The sequence below is a fragment of the Pelomonas sp. Root1217 genome (assembly GCF_001425705.1).
Lineage (GTDB): Bacteria > Pseudomonadota > Gammaproteobacteria > Burkholderiales > Burkholderiaceae_C > Pelomonas.
The window spans coordinates 610,746-629,049 of the sequence record NZ_LMDC01000023.1 but is presented as its reverse complement, the minus strand read 5'-3'; the positions used below and the strand labels follow the sequence as shown (position 1 = coordinate 629,049).

At 68.8% G+C, this 18,304-nt stretch carries 15 protein-coding genes; 5 read left to right on the top strand and 10 right to left on the bottom strand.

Annotated elements, in window-relative coordinates; all coding sequences use genetic code 11:
- Positions 1-4 precede the first annotated feature (4 nt).
- The gene (locus tag ASC95_RS17150) at positions 5-2,056 is read left to right on the top strand and encodes a hypothetical protein (RefSeq protein WP_057298913.1); all 2,052 of its coding nucleotides are present in this window, start codon (positions 5-7) and stop codon (positions 2,054-2,056) included.
- Positions 2,057-2,062: 6 nt separating this feature from the next.
- The gene (locus ASC95_RS17145) at positions 2,063-2,848 is read left to right on the top strand and encodes a hypothetical protein (protein WP_057298912.1); all 786 of its coding nucleotides are present in this window, start codon (positions 2,063-2,065) and stop codon (positions 2,846-2,848) included.
- A gap of 232 nt (positions 2,849-3,080) precedes the next feature.
- On the opposite strand, the gene ASC95_RS17140 is transcribed toward ASC95_RS17145, so the two are convergent.
- Both ASC95_RS17140 and ASC95_RS17135 read right to left on the bottom strand, forming a co-directional pair.
- A complete protein-coding gene (locus ASC95_RS17140) occupies positions 3,081-3,632 on the bottom strand; it encodes a PEP-CTERM sorting domain-containing protein (protein WP_057298911.1) in 552 nt (183 codons plus the stop codon).
- A 250-nt stretch (positions 3,633-3,882) separates the two neighbouring features.
- On the bottom strand, positions 3,883-4,977 hold the full coding sequence (locus tag ASC95_RS17135) for a PQQ-dependent sugar dehydrogenase (RefSeq protein WP_057298910.1): 1,095 nt from the start codon (positions 4,975-4,977) through the stop codon (positions 3,883-3,885).
- Between the two features lie 112 nt (positions 4,978-5,089).
- On the opposite strand from ASC95_RS17135, the gene ASC95_RS17130 reads away from it, so the two are divergent.
- Positions 5,090-5,317: a hypothetical protein gene (locus ASC95_RS17130; protein WP_057299066.1), complete on the top strand. Its 228-nt coding sequence runs from the start codon at positions 5,090-5,092 to the stop codon at positions 5,315-5,317.
- A gap of 7 nt (positions 5,318-5,324) precedes the next feature.
- Here the strand turns inward: ASC95_RS17130 and ASC95_RS17125 are convergent, their stop codons facing one another.
- Together ASC95_RS17125 and ASC95_RS17120 are read right to left on the bottom strand one after the other, a co-directional pair.
- Complete coding sequence (locus ASC95_RS17125; protein WP_057298909.1) at positions 5,325-6,503, bottom strand: tetratricopeptide repeat protein; 1,179 nt, start codon at positions 6,501-6,503, stop codon at positions 5,325-5,327.
- A 10-nt stretch (positions 6,504-6,513) separates the two neighbouring features.
- Positions 6,514-7,248, bottom strand: coding sequence for a zf-TFIIB domain-containing protein (locus ASC95_RS17120; RefSeq protein ID WP_082567861.1), 735 nt, complete (start codon positions 7,246-7,248; stop codon positions 6,514-6,516).
- A gap of 148 nt (positions 7,249-7,396) precedes the next feature.
- On the opposite strand from ASC95_RS17120, the gene ASC95_RS17115 reads away from it, so the two are divergent.
- A complete protein-coding gene (locus ASC95_RS17115; protein ID WP_057298907.1) occupies positions 7,397-7,966 on the top strand; it encodes a DUF3617 family protein in 570 nt (189 codons plus the stop codon).
- A 6-nt stretch (positions 7,967-7,972) separates the two neighbouring features.
- Here ASC95_RS17115 and ASC95_RS17110 read toward each other — a convergent pair whose 3' ends face one another.
- Complete coding sequence (locus tag ASC95_RS17110; protein ID WP_057298906.1) at positions 7,973-9,601, bottom strand: peptide chain release factor 3; 1,629 nt, start codon at positions 9,599-9,601, stop codon at positions 7,973-7,975.
- 236 nt (positions 9,602-9,837) lie between these two features.
- On the opposite strand from ASC95_RS17110, the gene ASC95_RS17105 reads away from it, so the two are divergent.
- Positions 9,838-10,866: a fatty acid desaturase gene (locus ASC95_RS17105; protein ID WP_057298905.1), complete on the top strand. Its 1,029-nt coding sequence runs from the start codon at positions 9,838-9,840 to the stop codon at positions 10,864-10,866.
- Here ASC95_RS17105 and ASC95_RS17100 read toward each other — a convergent pair.
- The 5 genes from ASC95_RS17100 to ASC95_RS17080 all read right to left on the bottom strand — a co-directional run bounded on the left by ASC95_RS17100 (position 10,841) and on the right by ASC95_RS17080 (position 18,267).
- A complete protein-coding gene (locus tag ASC95_RS17100; protein ID WP_057298904.1) occupies positions 10,841-11,446 on the bottom strand; it encodes a DJ-1/PfpI family protein in 606 nt (201 codons plus the stop codon). The two genes, ASC95_RS17105 and ASC95_RS17100, sit on opposite strands and share 26 nt — an antisense overlap.
- Positions 11,447-11,453: 7 nt before the next feature.
- Positions 11,454-11,948 carry a Dps family protein gene (locus ASC95_RS17095; protein WP_057298903.1) on the bottom strand — a complete coding sequence of 165 codons (495 nt, stop codon included), beginning with the start codon at positions 11,946-11,948 and terminating at the stop codon, positions 11,454-11,456.
- Positions 11,949-12,306: 358 nt separating this feature from the next.
- The gene (gene katG / locus ASC95_RS17090; protein WP_057298902.1) at positions 12,307-14,496 is read right to left on the bottom strand and encodes a catalase/peroxidase HPI; all 2,190 of its coding nucleotides are present in this window, start codon (positions 14,494-14,496) and stop codon (positions 12,307-12,309) included.
- Positions 14,497-14,641: 145 nt separating this feature from the next.
- Complete coding sequence (locus tag ASC95_RS17085) at positions 14,642-17,458, bottom strand: hypothetical protein (protein WP_057298901.1); 2,817 nt, start codon at positions 17,456-17,458, stop codon at positions 14,642-14,644.
- A gap of 89 nt (positions 17,459-17,547) precedes the next feature.
- A complete protein-coding gene (locus tag ASC95_RS17080; RefSeq protein ID WP_057298900.1) occupies positions 17,548-18,267 on the bottom strand; it encodes a hypothetical protein in 720 nt (239 codons plus the stop codon).
- Positions 18,268-18,304 lie beyond the last annotated feature (37 nt).

Here is an 18,304-nt window from a genome sequence, read left to right as displayed (position 1 = left end):
TCGCATGAAAGCATTTGCCCTCTTCGCCCTGTGCCTTGGCCTGGCCACCACGGCCCACGCCGGCTACACGCCCACGCCCAACGACTGGGCCTGCACCAACAAGGTCGGCGGCACCTGGACCCATGGCCGGGCGCCGTCGGGCTGCGACGCCAACGCCTTCGGCCCCGACAGCTTCGTGCGCGGCAACTACGCCGGCACCATCTTCAACGACGCCTCGGCCAGCCTCACCGACGAGCGCAAGCGCTACATGCAGGCGATGTACCCGGTCATCCGCGACGCGAGCGACCGCTACCTGCGCTCGCGCAAGCCGGGCGTGTCTGCACGCGAGCTGGAAGCCTTCCAGCGCGGCACCTACGCGACGCTGCGCCAGGAAACCTTCTGGTCTCACTACCGCGATGCCCAGTTGTCGGCCGGCCAGCCCTATGCGCTGAAGATGATGCGCGGCGACAGCGGCCACGGCCACGGCATGATGCAGGTCGACGACCGCTACCACTTCGTCCAGCTCCAGGAAGGCAAGGGCTGGAACATGATGCAGAACTTCACCTATGCGATCGACATCTACTTCGATGCGTGGGAGAAGGCACCGGCCGCCTGCCTCGGCGGCGTGACGACGCCGACGGGCACCGCGGCCGAGGTCGACGAGTACTGGCGCGGCCGTGCGCGCTCGGCCTGGTCGGCCTACAACGGCGGGCCCACCAAGGTCTGCCGCTGGCAGAACGCCGCCGACGTCAACGTGACCAAGGACAACGGCTACCGCGACAACTACGACGCCAGGCTCTGGCTGGTCGACATCGCGGACCTGAACAAGGCCGCCGGCATCGACGTGGCCTGCCTGATGGACAACGGCCCCAGCTGCCCGGTGCCGGTGGGCGGCAACGTCGAGCCCGGCAAGCTGCTGCAGGTCGGCGCCGCCGCCTGCGTGCTGGCCGGCAACAACACGCTTGAGTGCGTGGACGACGTGCGCGACGCCGCCTGCCTGGCGGGCCGCGCCAGCTTCGACGAGAGCAGCATCACCCAGGTCTATGTGGCGCAGACCGCCAGCTACGCGCGCATCGACCACAACCGCCACCAGCTCTGCCGCGCCCAGGTGCCGGGCCTGCAGTCGCTGGCCAGTGCCATCGCCACGCTGCAGCCGCTGGACCTGCGCTCCGCGCCCAATGGCATGGTGCTGGGCCAGGCGGCCGCCGGCACCTACCAGGTGCTGGACTTCATGGTCAGCGGCGCGCAGCAGCAGGGGCGGCTGTATCGCATTCGCGCCGACATCGGCGGCGTGCTGACCGATGGCTGGATCGACGCGGGCACGGCCGCCTCGCATGCTTCGCTGGCCGTGGCTGCGGCGCCGGCCGGCCCAGGCGCCATCGCTTTTGCGGGCGACTGGGTCAAGGTCGTGCCCAACCTCAACATGCGCGCCACACCGGGCGGCGCCCTGCTCGTCGCCATCCCGGCCAACACGGCCGTGCAGGTCAAGGAAGTGTTTGGCACGGCGTCGGCCAACAACCTCTACTACCGCGTCGAGTACCTGCACAACGACGGCGTGCTGCGCGAAGGCTGGATCTTTGCCGGCAACCTCTATCCGGCGTCGACGCTGGCGAGCTGGGCCGTGCCGACCGCAGCGCCTTCCGCGGCCAAGCCTGCGCATTGCCCCAACGGGACGCGCTATGACAGCCACCTGCGCCAGTGCATGAGCGCGAGCCAGACCTATGGCCCCTTCACCGTCGCCGCGATGCAGGCCTGCGTGGACGCCGGCGGTGGCGCGGTCTGCACGGCCAACCGCGCCAGCATCGTCGACGGCGTGGCTATCGCCCTGCCGATCTGGAGCAAGGCCCTGGCCGCGGCAGCCACGGGCAACGGCGACTGCCCGCGCGGCGCGGCGCGCTCCATGGCGCACCGCTTCCATTGCACCGAGACCGTGACCCGCAACGGCGCCGCCGAGACCGACGTCTACGGGCCCTTCGGCACGGCGCTGGTCAACGCCTGCCTGGCGCGCGCCGGCAACGCCGCCTATTGCCGGACCAACCGCTGGCCGGCCGCGGCCTTCCTCGCCCTGCAGCCCTGAGCGGCGATGAAGGCTGTGCTGGCGCTGGCCGCTGCCGCGGCCGTGGTGATCGGGCTGTGGTGGACGCAGCGTGGCGACGCCGTGCCCGCCGTCGTCACTGCGGTGGGGCGGTCGCCTGCGGCGTCGCCAAGCCCGGCCGCCAGCGTCCCGCCGGGGGCGTTGCTGTCGCCCGCCCTTTCGCCCGCCGCCACAGCCACCGTAGAGCCCGCCGGGGTCGCTGCGCTCACGACAGCGCCACCGGCGCAGGCGCTGCGCACCCTGGTTCGCTGCCACGCCACCGACAGCTGCCGCCTGACCCGCGGCGAAGGCATGGACGAGCACTTCGAGGTGGTGCGCCTGCTGCTCGAACAGCTGGACCGTCTCGCCACCCACGGCAGCCCCGCCGAGCAGGCCGCCTGGTCGCGCGAGCTGCTGGCATTTCCCGACGGCCATGTGCAGGCCGCGGCCCTGGCGCTCGCCGCGCGGCTGCCACCGTCGGCCGAGACGGCGGCGGCGGCCGTCTCGGCACTGAGCCGCAGCTATGACGCCGTGCTGCTCGCCAAGGCCTACCCGGTGCTGCAGCAGTGGCAGCAGCTCGGCCTGTCCAGCGGTTATGACGACATGTTCGTCGGCCTTGTCCACACCGGCGGCTGGCAGGCGGCGCAGTCGGTGGCCGAGAACGTCGGGCCCTTCCTGAACGCCGGCAACGTGGGGCGCTTCGAGCAGGTGGCCCGCCAGTTGCCGCCCGGCGCCCGCCAGCAGGCCCTGCTGCGTTCGCTGCGCGACTACCAGCTGCAGCATGCAGGCGGCTGAGCGCACAGGCTAATCGCTGCCGAGCCCGAGAAGTACAGCGAGCTGATCGAGAAGGTCACTGGCATCGAGGCGGCGGTGAACTCGGCCACGACCGCGGCATCTATCCCTGGGCCTGGCTGCGCGAGCTGGCGGCGGCGGCGGTTTAGCGGCCCGGAAAAGCAAATCGGGCCCGCAGGCCCGATTCATGGGAAAGCCGGCCGTCGGACTTGCCGACCCGGCAGGACCTTTCGGCTCAGCGACGGCTTTGGCGGCGGGCGAAGCCCAGGCCCAGCAGCGCGCCAGCCACCAGGGCCAGCGATGCCGGCTCTGGCACGGTGCCGGCAGCTGCCACGAAGACGTGGTTGAAGGCACCGCCGCCAAGCGCGGCACGGTCGCCGCCGACGTAGGCGGAATAGTCGCCGCCCTGGGTGTAGCCCACGCCGCCCACATCGGCGAAGAAGTTCTCGGCCAGAGCCTGGCCGCCGCCGTAGGAGTTGTAGGTCGGCAGGTGGCTGCCGTCGCCGTAGCCGTCGTACCAGGCCAGGTGATTGACCAGGCTGTCGGAGGTGGAGATGGCGTAGTCGCCATTGCCGAAAACGATGGCGGCGGCTTGCAGCGCGCTGTAGTTCAGCGGGGTCGGGTTGGCGTACCAGAGGGGGCCGCTGCCGACGTTGTAGTCGCCGACATAGGTCCAGCTGGCGTTGGACGAGTCCAGATAGGTGTTGCCGATCACCAGAGCGGCTTGGGCGGACGCTGCCAGCAGCAGCGAAGACAGGGCGATGGAGATCTTGTTCAGGAGCTTCATGGTGGGAACTTCAAGTTAGGGATACGCCTTGACTTTTAGCAATCACCATGCCAGTCATGTGGATCAATGACTTAGGCGCGTTTACCCCCTTGTGCTGGCAGATTCGCCGACACCCGTGTCTGTGGGATCAAAGGCGCTGTTCGTGAAAGGCGTCACAGGTCGCGCGCTGCCCCTGGCTGAAGGCCGTCCGGGCTCGGTTCCCCCCGCGAAGCCCCGACGCGGCAGCCGCGCGCTCAGGCGCGGTGTCGCATCAAGGCTTCACGCGGACGATGCGGCCGTGGGCTTCCAGCACGAGATAGAGCAGGCCGTCCGGGCCTTCGCGCACATCGCGCATGCGGCCGGCGTCGGGGAACAGGCGCTCCTGTTCGGCCGGGCGGTTGTCCGCGTCGAGCTTGACGCGCTCCAGGTGGCCGAACTTCAGGGAGCCGATGAAGAAGCTGTTCTGCCAGGCCGGGCCGTACTTGGCGCTTTTCAGCCGCACCAACCCCGCGGGCGCGATGGAGGGCACCCACTTGACGATGGGCTGCTCCATGCCGGTCTTGGCGAAGATACCTTCGCCGATCTTGCCGCCGCCGTAGTTCTCGCCGTAGGTGATGACGGGCCAGCCGTAGTTCAGCCTGGGGCGGATCAGGTTGAGCTCATCGCCGCCCTGCGGGCCGTGCTCGTGCTCCCACAGCTGGCCCTTGTCGTCCAGCGTCAGGCCTTGCGAATTGCGGTGGCCATAGCTCCAGATCTCGGGCAGGGCACCGGGCGTGTTGACGAAAGGGTTGTCGGCCGGCACGCTGCCGTCCTTGCCGACGCGCACGATCTTGCCGAGATGGTTGTCCAGCGTCTGCGCACTCTGCATCTGGCTGAAGCGTTCGCCCAGGCTCAGCATCAGCTTGCCGTCGGGCATCTCGACGATGCGGCAGCCGAAGTGGTGCTTGCTCTCGACCTTGGGCTTCTGGCTGAAGATGACCTTGACGTCGGTCAGCCGCTTGAGGTCGTCGCTCAGGCGCGCGCGGGCCAGGGCCGTGCTGTTGGCCTTCTTGTCGGCGCTGGGCTCGGCATAGCAGAAGTAGACCGTGCGGTTGCGGGCGAAGTCGCTGTCCAACTGCACGTCCAGCAGGCCGCCCTGGCCGACGGCATCGACGGCCGGCACGCCCTGGATGGGCGCGCTCGGCTTGCCGCCGGGTTGGGCCGTTCGCATCGCGCCGTCACGCTCGGTGATCAACAGCTGGCCGCCGGGCAGGAAGGCGACCGCCCAGGGCGTCTTGAGGCCTTCGACGACGGTTTCGAGTTCGGGGGCGGCCTGGGCGAGGGTGCAGCTCAGGGCGGCAACAAGGGGTACAAGACGCTTGCTCATCGGCTCTGTGAGGCAGGAAGGAAAAGCACATCATCGCAGCGCGCCGTTCGCCTCGCAGCCCATGGACGGCACGCCCTGCCGGCACGCTGCTTGCCAGTGCGCTACCGTGAAGATGCAGCGCTATGCCAATCGCGAGGGCGACTCCGGCGTCGTGGCCTTTGCTACCGGCCCGGTGGGCATTGCCGTGCAGTTCACCGACGGGTCGATCTATGTCTACGACGTGGAGCACCCGGGGCGAAAGGCCGTGTCGGACATGAAGCGGCTGGCCCGGGCCGGCCGGGGCTTGTCGACCTACATCAGCCAGAACGTGCGCGACAACTACGCGAAGAAGCTGCGCTGAGCCGGGCTCACCGGCGGCGCATCACGACCAGCAGTCCGTCGACGGCTTCGTCGCTTTCCTTGCGGATGGCGCAGCGCGTCGATGACTCGACGGCCAGCCCATGGTTGGCGGCCAGGCGCCGCAGATAGGGCAGCGAGTGGGCATAGCGGCGCTTGGGACCGAGGCGGAAGTCGCTGCCGGCCTCGCAGGCCTCGACCGAGAAGGCGAACAATCCACCCGCGCGCAGCGCGGCCGCGGTGGCGGTGAAGACGGCTTCCAGGTCACCGACGTAGACGAAGACATCGGCAGCGACGGCGATGTCAAAGCGCTGGGGCTGGCCCTGCAGCGCCGCGACGATGTCGCCCTGCACCAGTTCGTCATACAGGCCCAGCTCGCGCGCCTTGGCCAGCATCAGGCCGGACAGGTCCACGCCGGTCAGCCTGGCGCTCAGCGGGCGCAGCAGCGGCCCGCACAGGCCGGTGCCGCAGCCGAGGTCGATGACCTCGCCGCCGCTGGGTGGATCGGCGCGCTGCAGCTCCGCGACGAGCAACTCGGGCGTGCGATAGCCCAGCGTCTTGACGAGGTGGTTGTCGAAGTTGTGGGCGTACATGTCGAACAGGGCCTCGACATACCCGGCGGGCGCCGTGGGCGGCGCGGGCTCGACGCCGAGAGCGGCCAGGGCATAGCGGATCTGGTCGACGTCCTTGCCCAGGGGCAGGGCCTGCTGGAAGGCTTCGATGGCTTGCGAGCGGCGGTGCAGGGTCAACAGGCATTCGGCGCGGCCGATCAGCGCCTCGGCGTAGCTGGGCTGCAGGGCCAGGGCCGCGTCAAAGCTGGCCAGCGCTTCGACGGGGCGCTCAAGCGCGCGCAAGCTGGTGCCGCGGTTGCGCAGCGCCTTGGCGTCTTCGGGGCGCACCGCAAGAGCGCGCTCGAAGGCCTGCACGGCCTCCTGGTGGCGGCCCAGGCTGCCCAGCGTGTTGCCCAGGTTGTTCAGCGCCGGCGCGCTGCCGGGGCGCTGGGCCACGGCGCGGTTGAGCAGATCCAGCGCTTCGTCGAAGCGGTCGGTCTGACCGCAGATCACGCCCAGCAGATGCAGGGCGTCGAACTGTTTCGGCGCGGTACGCAGCACGCGGCGGTAGAGCGGTTCAGCCTCGGCCAGCCGGCCTTGCTGGTGCAGGGCCAGGCCTTTGTCGAAATCGCTGGGCATCGGTCGTCCTTCAGTCATCCCACAGGCTGCTGACGAGGGTGAGGCCCACGGCGAACAGGTCTACCGCCAGGCCTGCGCCGGTGAGCCGGGTGTCAGACGGCCAGACGTCGAGGCGTTGCGTGCGCGAGCGTTCGCGCGCCATCGCAACAAGGGCGTCTGCCACGGCGGTTGCTGGGGCAGCATGAGCGGATGGCGCCTTGGCGTAGTTCTGCAGCGCCTTCTCCACCGCCCCCGGGTCCAGCAGCGACAGCGCCGAGCGGCAATGCGAGCAGCTGTCTTCCTTGCGCAGGTCCACCGGCGCGCCGCAGTTGCTGCAGTTGATGACGCCGACCTTCTTGGCGATGTCGGCGATCTCGGGCTTGGTGAGCTGGCGCACGAAGCCCTTCTCGATCATGAAGGACGAGAAGCTGCTGAAGCGCCCGTGCCGGCTCTCGCAGCGGTGGGTGATGAAGCGGCCGCTTCGCACGACGTCGAATCCTTGCACGAGGCCGCCGCGGCATTGCGGGCAGCGCAGCCGGCCGGCGAGCGGCGCATGCGGCGTGTCGCGGTGCTGGTGCATCTCCTTGAACATCGTGGCCACCGCAGCGGGCGCCAGGCGCAGGTTCTCCATGCTGTCGAACCAGATGCCTTGGCAACTGAAGCAGAAGTCGATCTCCACCGCGCTGTCGTACTGGCCCGGCAGCTCATGCACCTGCATGGCGTTGTTGCAGGAGGGGCAGGGGCGGGATGAGGGCGTTGGCTTCATTGAAGTGGGTGGACTTGCCGCTGGCGCATTTTGGTGCCTGGGCCGATTCACTGATGCGGCCGCTGCGTGACTTGCAACCGAGGGATGTCGCCGCCTTGCTCGAACTGCTGCAATGCGCGCCTTTTTGCTAGCCTCCCGACCGACATCCATGCTCCAGCTTCGTTCGATCCGTCCCAGCGTCCTGCCGGCCGCGTTGTCCCTCACCCTGTTCGCGGGCGCCTGCAGCGCCGCACCCATCCTCGAGGTCAATCCCGGCCTGTGGACGTCCGACAGCGAGATCTGGATCAACGGCCAGTCCATCAAGCCCGGGGTCCAGGCGCTGCGATCCAAGCTGCGCAGCCGCCTGACCGATGCGCAGAAGGCGGAGATGGACCGCCAGCAGGCCGCCGAGAAGCAGGCCTGCCTGAGTCCGCAACAAGCGAAGATCGATCTGGCCGCCTATCTGGAGTCGGCGCTCAGTGGCAGCGGCCCTTGGAAATGCGAGCTGAGCGGCATCAAGATGAACACCAGCGAGGCGACGGGCAAATACATCTGCCGCACCGGTGGCGGCGGGCTGACGCAGGGCAGCTTCGCGGCCACCTATGGCCCGAGCAGCTACCGCATCGAACTTAAGGGCCGCGGCAATGCGGTGGACGGCCGCAACGGCAATGCGGTGGGCGCCGAGGAGGTGGATCAGCGCATGCTGTCCACCGGCCGCTGGCTGGGATCGTCCTGCTGACGAGCCTCAGCCATCCAGCCGCTGCTGGAACACCAGCCCCGCATGCTCACGCAACGCGTGGAACTTGATCTTGGGCCAGTTGCTCTCGATGGCGCGCAGCTCCGGCGCGTACTCGACCAGCACCGTCGGTGCGTCGACCGCGTCATAGGCCATGCGGTGGTCGTTGGCGTCGATGAAGCGCTTGAGTTCGGCCGGGTCATCACAGGTCACCCAGCGCGCCACCTGGAAGCGGCTCGGCATGATGCGGGCCTTGCAGCCGTACTCGTGCTCCAGACGGTGGGCGACGACTTCGAACTGCAGCTGGCCTACGGCTCCGAGCAGCAGCACGCTGCCCGCGATGGGGCGGAAGACCTGGATGGCGCCTTCTTCGCCGAGCTGCGTCAGCCCGGCGCGCAGCTGCTTGGTCTTCAGCGGGTCGGCCACTTCCACCGCGCGGAACATTTCCGGCGCGAAGAAGGGCAGGCCGGTGTACTGCAGCGCCTCGCCTTCGGTGATGGTGTCGCCCAGCTGCAGCACGCCGTGGTTGGGGATGCCGATGATGTCGCCGGCAAAGGCCTCGTCCAGCAGCTCGCGGCGCTGGGAGAGGAATGACACGACGGTGTTGGGCCGCAACTCCTTGCCCGAGCGCACGACTTTCAGCCGCATGCCGCGCTCGAAATGACCCGACGCCACGCGCAGGAAGGCGATGCGGTCGCGGTGGGCCGGGTCCATGTTGGCCTGGATCTTGAACACCACGCCGGTGAACTTGGGCTCGTCGGGCTGCACGGTGCGCTGCATGGCCACGCGCGAGTCCGGCGCGGGCGCCAGTTCCACCAGCGCATCCAGCACCTCCTGCACGCCGAAGTTGTTGACGGCCGAGCCGAAGAACATCGGCGTCTGCTTGCCGGTCAGGAACTCCTCGCGGTTGAACTCGGGGGCGGCTTCGCGGACCAGTTCGATCTCGCCTTTGGCCTGGTCGTACTGCATGCCGAAGCGCTCCGCGTAGGCGGGGTTGTCCAGCCCTTCCAGCACCTCCTCGGTGCCGGCGGCCCGGTCCTCGCCGGGCGCGAACACGCGCATGCGCTGCTGGCGCAGGTCCATAACGCCGTGGAACTGCTTGCCCATGCCGACCGGCCAGGTGAAGGGCACGACCGTCATGCCCAGTTCGGCCTCGATCTCGTCCATCAGGGCCAGCGGGTCTTTCACCTCGCGGTCCATCTTGTTGACGAAGGTCAGGATGGGCGTGTTGCGCGCGCGGCAGACCTGCAGCAGGCGGCGCGTCTGCGGCTCGACGCCGTTGGCTGCATCGATGACCATCAGCGCCGCGTCCACGGCGGTCAGCACACGGTAGGTGTCCTCGGAGAAGTCCTGGTGGCCGGGGGTGTCCAGCAGGTTGATGACGCAGTCGCGGTATTCCATCTGCATGACGGACGACGCCACCGAGATACCGCGCTGCTTCTCGATCTCCATCCAGTCCGACGTCGCATGGCGGCTGGCCTTGCGCGCCTTCACCGAGCCGGCGATCTGGATCGCGCCGGAGAACAGCAGCAGCTTCTCCGTCAGCGTGGTCTTGCCGGCGTCGGGGTGGCTGATGATGGCGAAGGTGCGGCGGCGCCGGACTTCCGTCTCGATGCGGCTGGCGGTGGATTCGGACATGGAGTTCTTCTAGCGGGCTAACCCGCGATTATCCGTGGCCGCCCCTTGGGCCCGGTTGAGGCCTGCTTGCCGTGAAACCGGGCAAGCCTGCGCGAACAAAGCGAACGGTCCTCAAGCGCGCAGCGAAAGGGCAAAAGGGGAAAAGTCGACATCCGCGGCGGCGGCTTGCCCCGAAACCGCTGGAGCGCGGGCCGCCGCTGGATTATGGTTGGCGGGTTTGGCAAGACGGGATGGCAATGGACAAGCAGGTCGACATGAAGCGGGTGCAGGAGCTGGTGGCCGACCTGCGCGAGCCCAACCAGGCGCATTACTTCGCCGATCTGCTGCTGTGCGCCGCCGTGGGTTGGGCGGCCTTCGTCGTCGCCGTGCTGCCGGGGGCGCCGCTGCTGCGCACGCTCGCCTTCCTCGCGGCGGTGCTGCTGCTCTACCGCACGCTGGGCTTCATCCACGAGATCTTCCACCAGCAGGGCATGAAGGGCTTTCGCCACGTCTGGCATGCGGTCTCGGGCGTGCCGCTGCTGATTCCCTTCCTGCTGTATCTGCCCATCCACCAGGGACACCACAACAAGCTGACCTACGGCACGCGCGAGGACGGCGAGTACGACCAATTCCACAGCCGGGCCGGCTCGGCCAGCGCCAAGCTGTTCGCGCTGAACCTGGCCCTGCCGTTGGCGCTGTGGGTGCGCTTCGCCATCCTGACGCCGCTGGCGGCCGTGCTGACGCCCATTCGCGAAAAGATGATCCCGGAGTTCGTCCACATGGCCCTGCGCATGCCGTTTCGCGCGCCGGCCATCAAGGAGAGCGCCCGCGCCGAGGCGATGGCGGTCGAATGGTGGTGCTGCGCCTGGGGCTGGGCGTTGGTGGCGATTGGCATTTTTGCCGGCTGGCAGTGGGTGGCCGCCTGGGCGCTGCTGGTCGTGCTGATCGCGACGCTGAACACCATCCGCGCCATGGGCGGCACGCATCTCTACGTCGAGGAGCTCGAAGGCCGCGATGCGCGCGGCCAGCTGCTGGACTCGCTGAACGTGGACTCCAACGACCCGATCACCCTGGTGCTGTGCCCGGTAGGCCTGCGCTTTCATGCGCTGCACCATGTGGCGCCCTATCTGCCGTATCACGCGCTGCCGACGGCGCACCGCCGGTTGATGGCGCAGTTGCCGGCCGGCTCGGAATACCACCAGGTGACGGTGGGTTCGATCGCGGAAGGCATCGGCCGCCTGCGCCGGGCGACGAGCGCCGTCAGGCCGGCGGCAGAAAAGGTGTGACGACGCCAAGCAGGCGTTCGACGTAGGCGTCCTTCTCGCCGACCGGCGCGGCGTAATGCAGGGCGCTGCGAGCGGCATCAAGCCCGGCACGCGAGGCCATGACCCAGGTGGCCAGATATTGCGAGGCCAGGCAGCCGCCGGCCGTCGCGATCGGGCCGCGGGCGTGGAAGGGCTCCTCGACGACGCGCACGCCGGCCTCGACCACCCAGGGCTTGGTCGTCGTGTCGGTGCAGGCGGGCATGTCGGCCAGCAGGCCCAGGCGGGCCATCAGCAGCGTGCCGGAGCACTGGCCGCCAATGAGCTGGCGCAGCGGGTCGAGCTGCAGCCGGTCCAGCAGCGCGCTGTCGTTGGCGATGGCGCGGGTGTGGATGCCGCTGCCGAACAGCACGACGTCGGCCTCATTGGCGAACTCCAGCGGCTGCTGGGCCGTGACGGTGACGCCGTTCATGGATGTCACCTGGGCGCTCGGGCTCGTGATGGCAGCCGACCAGCCGCGCGCGTACAGCCGGTTGATCAGACCCAGCGCGATGAAGCTGTCGAGCTCGTTGAAGCCGTCAAAGGTCAGGATGGCGACCTTCATGCGCGCCTCACTCTTCAAGCAGGCTGCGCAGCATCCATGCGGTCTGCTCGTGGATCGTCAAGCGTTGCGTCAGCAGGTCGGCGCTGGGTTCGTCACTGGCCTTGTCGACCAGCGGGAACAGGGCGCGCGCCGTGCGGGCGACGGCCTCGTGGCCCTGCATCAGCACTTCGACCATCTTCATCGCCTTGGGCGGCGTGGCGGGCGCGTCGGGCAGGCCGCTGAGTTTGGCGAACTGGGCATAGCTGCCGGGCGCCGGGAAGCCCAGGGAGCGGATGCGCTCGGCGATGGGGTCGACGGCGTTCCACAGCTCGGTGTACTGGGCCATGAACATCGCATGCAGACTGTTGAACATCGGACCCGTGACGTTCCAGTGGAAGTTGTGCGTCGTCAGGTAGAGCGTGTAGGTCTCGGCCAGCAGCTTGGACAGGCCGGCGGCGACCGCGGCGCGGTCTTTCTCGCTGATGCCGATGCTGATGGACGGGGCGGCGGATTTCTTGGCCATGGGGGCTCCAAAAACAGGACTGGAGCGAGCCTAACGGATTCCGCTTGGCCCGCGGTCGTCTAGGCAGTTGTCAAGTCAGCTTGCGGGACGAGCGCCGGGCCTGCCATGAGCCAGAGACTCATGGCCCTCCGTAGGCACAAACAGTCCGCAGGGACTGTTTGTGTCCGACTTCAGTTCACCAAGCCGGCCCGCCTTGGGCGATGTGCTTGCCGGTCAATCCGGCAAGCATCGCCGTCCCCGCGGGGGCTGAGGCCGGACTCATTGAGCCCAGTGGGCTCAATGAGCCTGCCGAAGGGCTGCGGCTCCTGCCGCAGCGCGGTCTGCAAGACCGGCCGGGGTACTCCTTGGACGAGGGGCTTCATTTCCTGTCGAAGCGGTCCAGCTCCATGACCTTGGTCCAGGCGGCGACGAAGTCGTCAACGAACTTCTGCTGTGCATCGCTGCCGGCATAGACCTCTGCCAGCGCGCGCAATTGCGCGTTGGAGCCGAAGACGAGGTCGGCGACCGTGGCCGTCCACCTGCGCTGGCCGGTGCTGCGGTCCACGCCTTCGAGCACGTCGCCGGCCTTGCGCCACTGGGTGCGCATGTCCAGCAGGTTGACGAAGAAGTCGTTGGTCAGGGTGCCGGGCCTTGCCGTGAGGACGCCGTTCGGGCTGCCGCCCGTGTTGGCGCCCAGCACGCGCAGGCCGGCCACCAGCACCGCCATCTCGGGCGCCGACAGCGTCAGCAGCTGGGCCTTGTCGACGAGCAGCTCGGCGGCCGAGGCCTCGGGCACGCCGGGCGCGAGGTAGTTGCGAAAGCCGTCGGCCTTGGGTTCCAGCGCGGCGAAGGAGGCCACGTCGGTCTGGTCCTGCGTCGCGTCCATGCGGCCGGGGTGGAAGGGCACGTCGACGTCAAAGCCGGCTTTCTTCGCGGCTGCTTCGACGGCAGCGCTGCCGGCCAGCACGATGAGGTCGGCCAACGACACCTTCTTGCCAGCGGCCGCCGAGGCGTTGAAGGCCTGCTGCACGACTTCGAGCTTGGGCAGCACCTTGGACAGCTCGGCCGGCTGGTTGGCCGCCCAATCCTTCTGCGGTGCGAGGCGGATGCGCGCGCCGTTGGCGCCGCCGCGCATGTCGCTGCCGCGGAAGCTCGCGGCCGAGGCCCAGGCGGTGGACACGAGTTGTGCGGTCGTGAGGCCCGAGCTCAGCAGTTGGGCCTTTAGCGCGGCGATGTCGCTCGCATCGATGAGAGCGTGGTTGACGGCCGGAATCGGGTCCTGCCACAGCAGCTCTTCCTTGGGCACCAGCTTGCCCAGGTAGCGCGCCACCGGGCCCATGTCGCGGTGGGTCAGCTTGAACCAGGCGCGCGCGAAGGCGTCGGCGAACTCGGCCGGGTTGGCATGAAAGCGCCGCGAGATCTTCTCGTAGGCAGGATCCATGCGCAGGGCCAGGTCGGCGGTGGTCATCATCGGCGCGTGGAACTTGCTCGGGTCGTGCGCATCGACGACGGTGTCGCTGCCCGCGCCGCCCTTCGGAGTCCACTGGTGGGCACCGGCCGGGCTCTTGGTCAGCTCCCAGTCGTACTTGAACAGCGTGTCGAAGTAGCCCATGTCCCAGGTGGTCGGGTTGGGCTTCCACGCCCCTTCGATGCCGCTGGTGATGGTGTGGCCGGCCATGCCGCTGGCATAGCTGTTCTTCCAGCCCAGGCCCTGGTCCAGCACGTCGGCGCCTTCGGGCTCCTTGCCCACATGCTTGGGGTCGCCCGCGCCATGGGCCTTGCCGAAGGTGTGGCCGCCGGCCACCAGGGCCACGGTCTCCTCGTCGTTCATGGCCATGCGGGCGAAGGTCTCGCGGATGTCACGCGCCGACGCGACCGGGTCAGGCTTGCCGTTGGGGCCTTCGGGGTTCACATAGATCAGGCCCATCTGCACGGCGGCGAGCGGATTAGCAAGCTGGCGCTCGCCGCTGTAGCGCTCGTCGCCCAGCCAGGTGGCCTCGGGGCCCCAGTCGATGTCGAGCTCGGGCTCGTAGATGTCGGCGCGGCCACCGCCGAAGCCGAAGGTCTTGAAGCCCATGCTCTCCAGCGCGACGTTGCCGGTCAGGATGAAGAGGTCGGCCCAGGACAGCTGGCGGCCGTACTTCTGCTTGATGGGCCAGAGCAGGCGGCGGGCCTTGTCGAGGTTGCCGTTGTCGGGCCAGCTGTTCAGCGGCGCAAAACGCTGGTTGCCGGTGCCGCCGCCGCCGCGGCCGTCCTGTACGCGGTAGGTGCCAGCGGCATGCCAGGCCATGCGGATGAAGAAGGGGCCGTAGTGGCCGTAGTCGGCCGGCCACCAGTCCTGCGAGTCGGTCATCAGCGCATGCAGATCCTTGACGACAGCGTCCAGGTCCAGGCTCTTGAAGGCCGCGGCGTAGTCGAACGCCTCGCCCATGGGATTGGACCGGGGCGAGTGCTGGTGCAGCACGCCCAGGTTGAGGGCGTTGGGCCACCAGCGGTGGTTGGCGCCAGCGCCGCGCGTGTGGGCGGCGCCGGAGAAGGGGCACTTGGCTTCGCTGGAAGGGGTGGTCATGTCGGCTCCTTGCGCTGGTGGGTCAGCAGGTGGTCGGAGCTTAATGAGCCCTATCCTTCTTGTGCGTTAAATAGATCAAACCTAACGATAGCCAAAATCATCGGGCGCCCCGGTCAATAGAGCCCGATGGCTCCGGCACGCGACATCACTGCGGAGCGATCCGATAGAGCGTCAGGTCGCCTTCCGAAGTGGCGACGGTGGCCGTCTTGCCGTCGGCGGACAGCTTGAGCACATAGTCCAGCAGCGAACCCTGGCCGCCGGGGCTGCTGTCGAAGAAGCCGGCGCAGCCATCGGTGTCGAACAGCCTGGCAGAGATCTGCAGCGCGCCAGTCGCGGCATTCCAGCTGTAGCTGGCGTACTCGCCGCCCATGGGACCCTGGCGCTGTGTTGTGCAGACGCCGCCCGAGGTGTCTCCCCAGGGGTCGATCAACATGACCTTGCCGCTGGGCAGGAAGAGCAGATGCTGGGTATTGAGGTCGCTGGCCGAGCCCGCGGCCCACAGCCCGACGAGGCCGGCAGGGTCGTTCGGCACGCGAGTGAACACGGTGCCCAGGCTGCTGCTGAGCTGGCTGGCCGTGATGGTCAGCTTCTCGCTGGCCTGCTCGGCAGCGCTGCGGCGCAACTCGGCGCCCTCGCCGGCCGAATTGCTCTCGACAAGGCCGTGGAAGGTCTGGCTGGCGGCGTCGTAGTCCAGCCAGCCGAGTTCGTGGCCGGTCTGGGAGCCGCCCGTTGCCGGCGTGGCCTGGCCGTACAGATAGCGGCCGCCATCGCCAATGCGCAGCATCGCGAGGTCATCGCCGTCCGTTGCCAGCCAGACGCCCTTGGCCGTCGTGAGCGCGGCCTGGCTGGCGGCGCTGAGATCGGCATGGCGTGTCGTCGGGACGATCACCGGCATGCCGGGAAGGGCGGCGAGCACGGCATTGGCGGCCTCTAGGTTCAGGCGCAGCAGGCTGCTGCTGCCGCCGATCGCGTTCTGGTAACCGTGATAGACCTTGCCGCCGCGCTCGATGAAGACGCGGCTGTAGCCGGCTTGCTGCATCAGCGCAGGCAGGCCGCTGAAGGTCATCACGCGAGCGTCGCCCAGGGTCTTGATGCTGTAGCTGCCGGTGCCCAGCAGGCTGCAGTTGCGTGCGCTGCCATTGCTGGCGCGGCTCAGGCAGCGGTAGTAGCTCGTCGCCGTGCTGCCGCCGCCGGTGAAGGCCACGCGCAGGCGCAGATCGGTGCTGTACCAGCTGCCGGTACCGGCCGGCCGCGCCATGGCATTGGCCAGTACGGCGAGGCTGGCCGTCGAGTTGCTCCACCACTCGTTGGGGTCCAGGCTGACGTCGCCGCCGCTGGTGGACTTGGCGAAGACGCAGGGCTTGCCAGGGTTGTGGGCCACGAGGTCTTCCAGCGTCGTGATTGTCGTTGCCGCCAATGTGCCACCGCAGGCAAGGCCGGCATTGGCGCGCACGTCGCCGCCGGCGGCCACGGCCGCGGCGTAGGCGGTCACTACCGCGCTGTCCTGCACGTCGTAGGCCACAGCGGTGTCGAGGACGCTGTTGGTCTGATAGAGCAGCTTGGCACCGCTTGGGAAGCTGGCGTTGCCGAAGGTGGCCAGGTTGGCCGGCCCCCAATTGGCATAGGCCACGCCGTTGCTGCCGCCGGGATAGTTGCGGATCTGGCCGGTGAAGACGCTGGCGATGCCTTGTCCCGCCACGTCCACGGCGCTGCGCCAGCTGCGGCCCTTCTCCATGCCGTCGCAGTAGTTGTAGGTCAGGCGGCCTTTGGCGTCGCGCAAGGTGGCAGTATTGCGGTCACCCAGCTTGCAGGCGACCCAGGCACTGCCGTTCCAATGCAGGTCGCCGCTGCGCGCGTAGCTGCTGCCGTTGGCCCAGGCCTGCGTCGTGCCGGCCGCCGTGTAGGCGCTGCCCTGGCTGAGCATGTAGACGGACGCGTAGCGGGTGAGGCTTGCCGCGTCGGGTGTGTTGTCGGCCGCGCTGGCCTGCAGGCTGCGCAGGAACCAGTTGTTGGCGTCGCTGTAGCGCAGGGCGGTCAGCTGGCCCGTGGCGACGGCCGTCGTCACCGCGGGTTCGGCCGGCAGCTTGGCGACACCAATGGCCGCCTTCGCTTCCTCCGCCGTGAAGCCGGCCTGGGCGACGACAGCCTGGGCGGCTTCAGTGATGGCCGTCGTCAGCGCCGCGCCGCTGGCCGCAGTGACCGTCGATTCGGCCGCCTTGCCGGCGATCGCCGGCAAGGCGCCGACCACCGCACTTGCGACCTGCTTCTGCACCTCGGCCGCCGTGATCGTGCCGCCACTGAGGTCGGCTTGGCCAGCCACGCCTTTGAGCGCGTCCGCCTGGGCCAGCGCCGTTGCCTGCACGAGGCGGGCGACGAGGCCTGCCTGCTTGTTGTCGGCATTGCTCGCGGCCGTGAAGTCGGCCAGCGGCGACACGGCCAGGCCGGCCTGGGCTTGCACGAGGGCGGTTGCGTCGGCGAGGCTGACGCCGGCGGCGTCCACATGGCCCTGCACAAGGGTGGTCAGCGGGCTGACGAAGACGTTGTGCGCCGAACTCGTGCCGCTGGCCGGGGCCTGCAGCGTGTAGGCCGTGCCGACGGTGGCGCCGGTGTCGGCATCGACCGCCGTGGCCGGCACCTGCACGACGATGCGGTGCTTGCCGGCCTCGGTGGGCGCGACCGCCAGCGTGAAGGCGCCGTCTGCGCCGGTGGCCGTCGAGGCCGGCTCACCGGTGTCGCAGGCACCGTTGTCGTTCAGGTCGTAACAGGCGGTGGCGCCGGACAGCGCGCCGTCGACGGCCTTGCCGGTGATGGCCACCGTGGCGGGCGCTGGCGGCGGCGGTGCTGGCACCGGCGCGGGGGTTTCGCCGCCGCCGCCGCAGGCGCTCAACAGCGCGGCGCTGGCCAGCAGTGTGCAGAGCAGAACAGGCGCCGGGCAGCGGCGCATCGTGGTGGTTGTGATCATGGTGGCGCCCCTGGCAAAGCCGTCTTTGCGGCGAAGGGCGCCATGCTCTGTGACGCGGCGAAGCGCGTCGTCACTATTTTTGATGAGCGCTACAGCAGTCGCGCCAGCTCGCTCTCCACCAGCGCCAGCCACACGCGCAGGCGCTGGCGCTCCAGCAGGCCGAGCTTGGCCCCTTCGCCGCTGGGCGCGTTGCGGGCCGACCAGAAGCTCGCGTTTGCCGCATCGATCTTGCGCAGCACCGCGTCCTGCAGATGCTTGAGCGGCATGGTGCGGGCGCCAAGGGCCTGCGCACGGGCGAGTTGGCCGGAGCGCTCCAACTGAGAGAAGTCGTCACCGCGCAACTGGTTGAGCACCAGCACATAGCGCAGCCGGTCACCGAAGCGGTCGAGCAGGCGGGCCAGCAGGTCCACCGAGTCGCGCCCGGCGTCCATCACATGCCAGTAGTGCACGGCCACGCCGGCCTCGGCCGCCAGCTCCAGCACGCCGGATTCATCCATCCAGCGCGCCAGCGGCTCGTGCGTCTGCGCGGCCAGGTCCACCAGCACGCGCCGGCCCGGCTCGGCCAGGGCGCTCTCGACGATGGTGTCCAGCGCCGCGAAGTTGTCCACCAGGGCCGGTGAGGCGTAGTCGGCATAAAAGCGCAGCAGCGCGCCGTGGGAGCGGTCGGTGTCGAAGCCGGTGAAGGGGATGCCGCGGTCGATCATGTACTGCGCCATCAGGCGCGACAGCAGCGACTTGCCGACGCCGCCCTTTTCACCGCCAACGAAATGGATGGCGCCGGCCGTGGCGTCAACGGGAAGGGTGCTCATGGTGAAGGCCGATGTGAAGATGATGCGCAGTAGAACA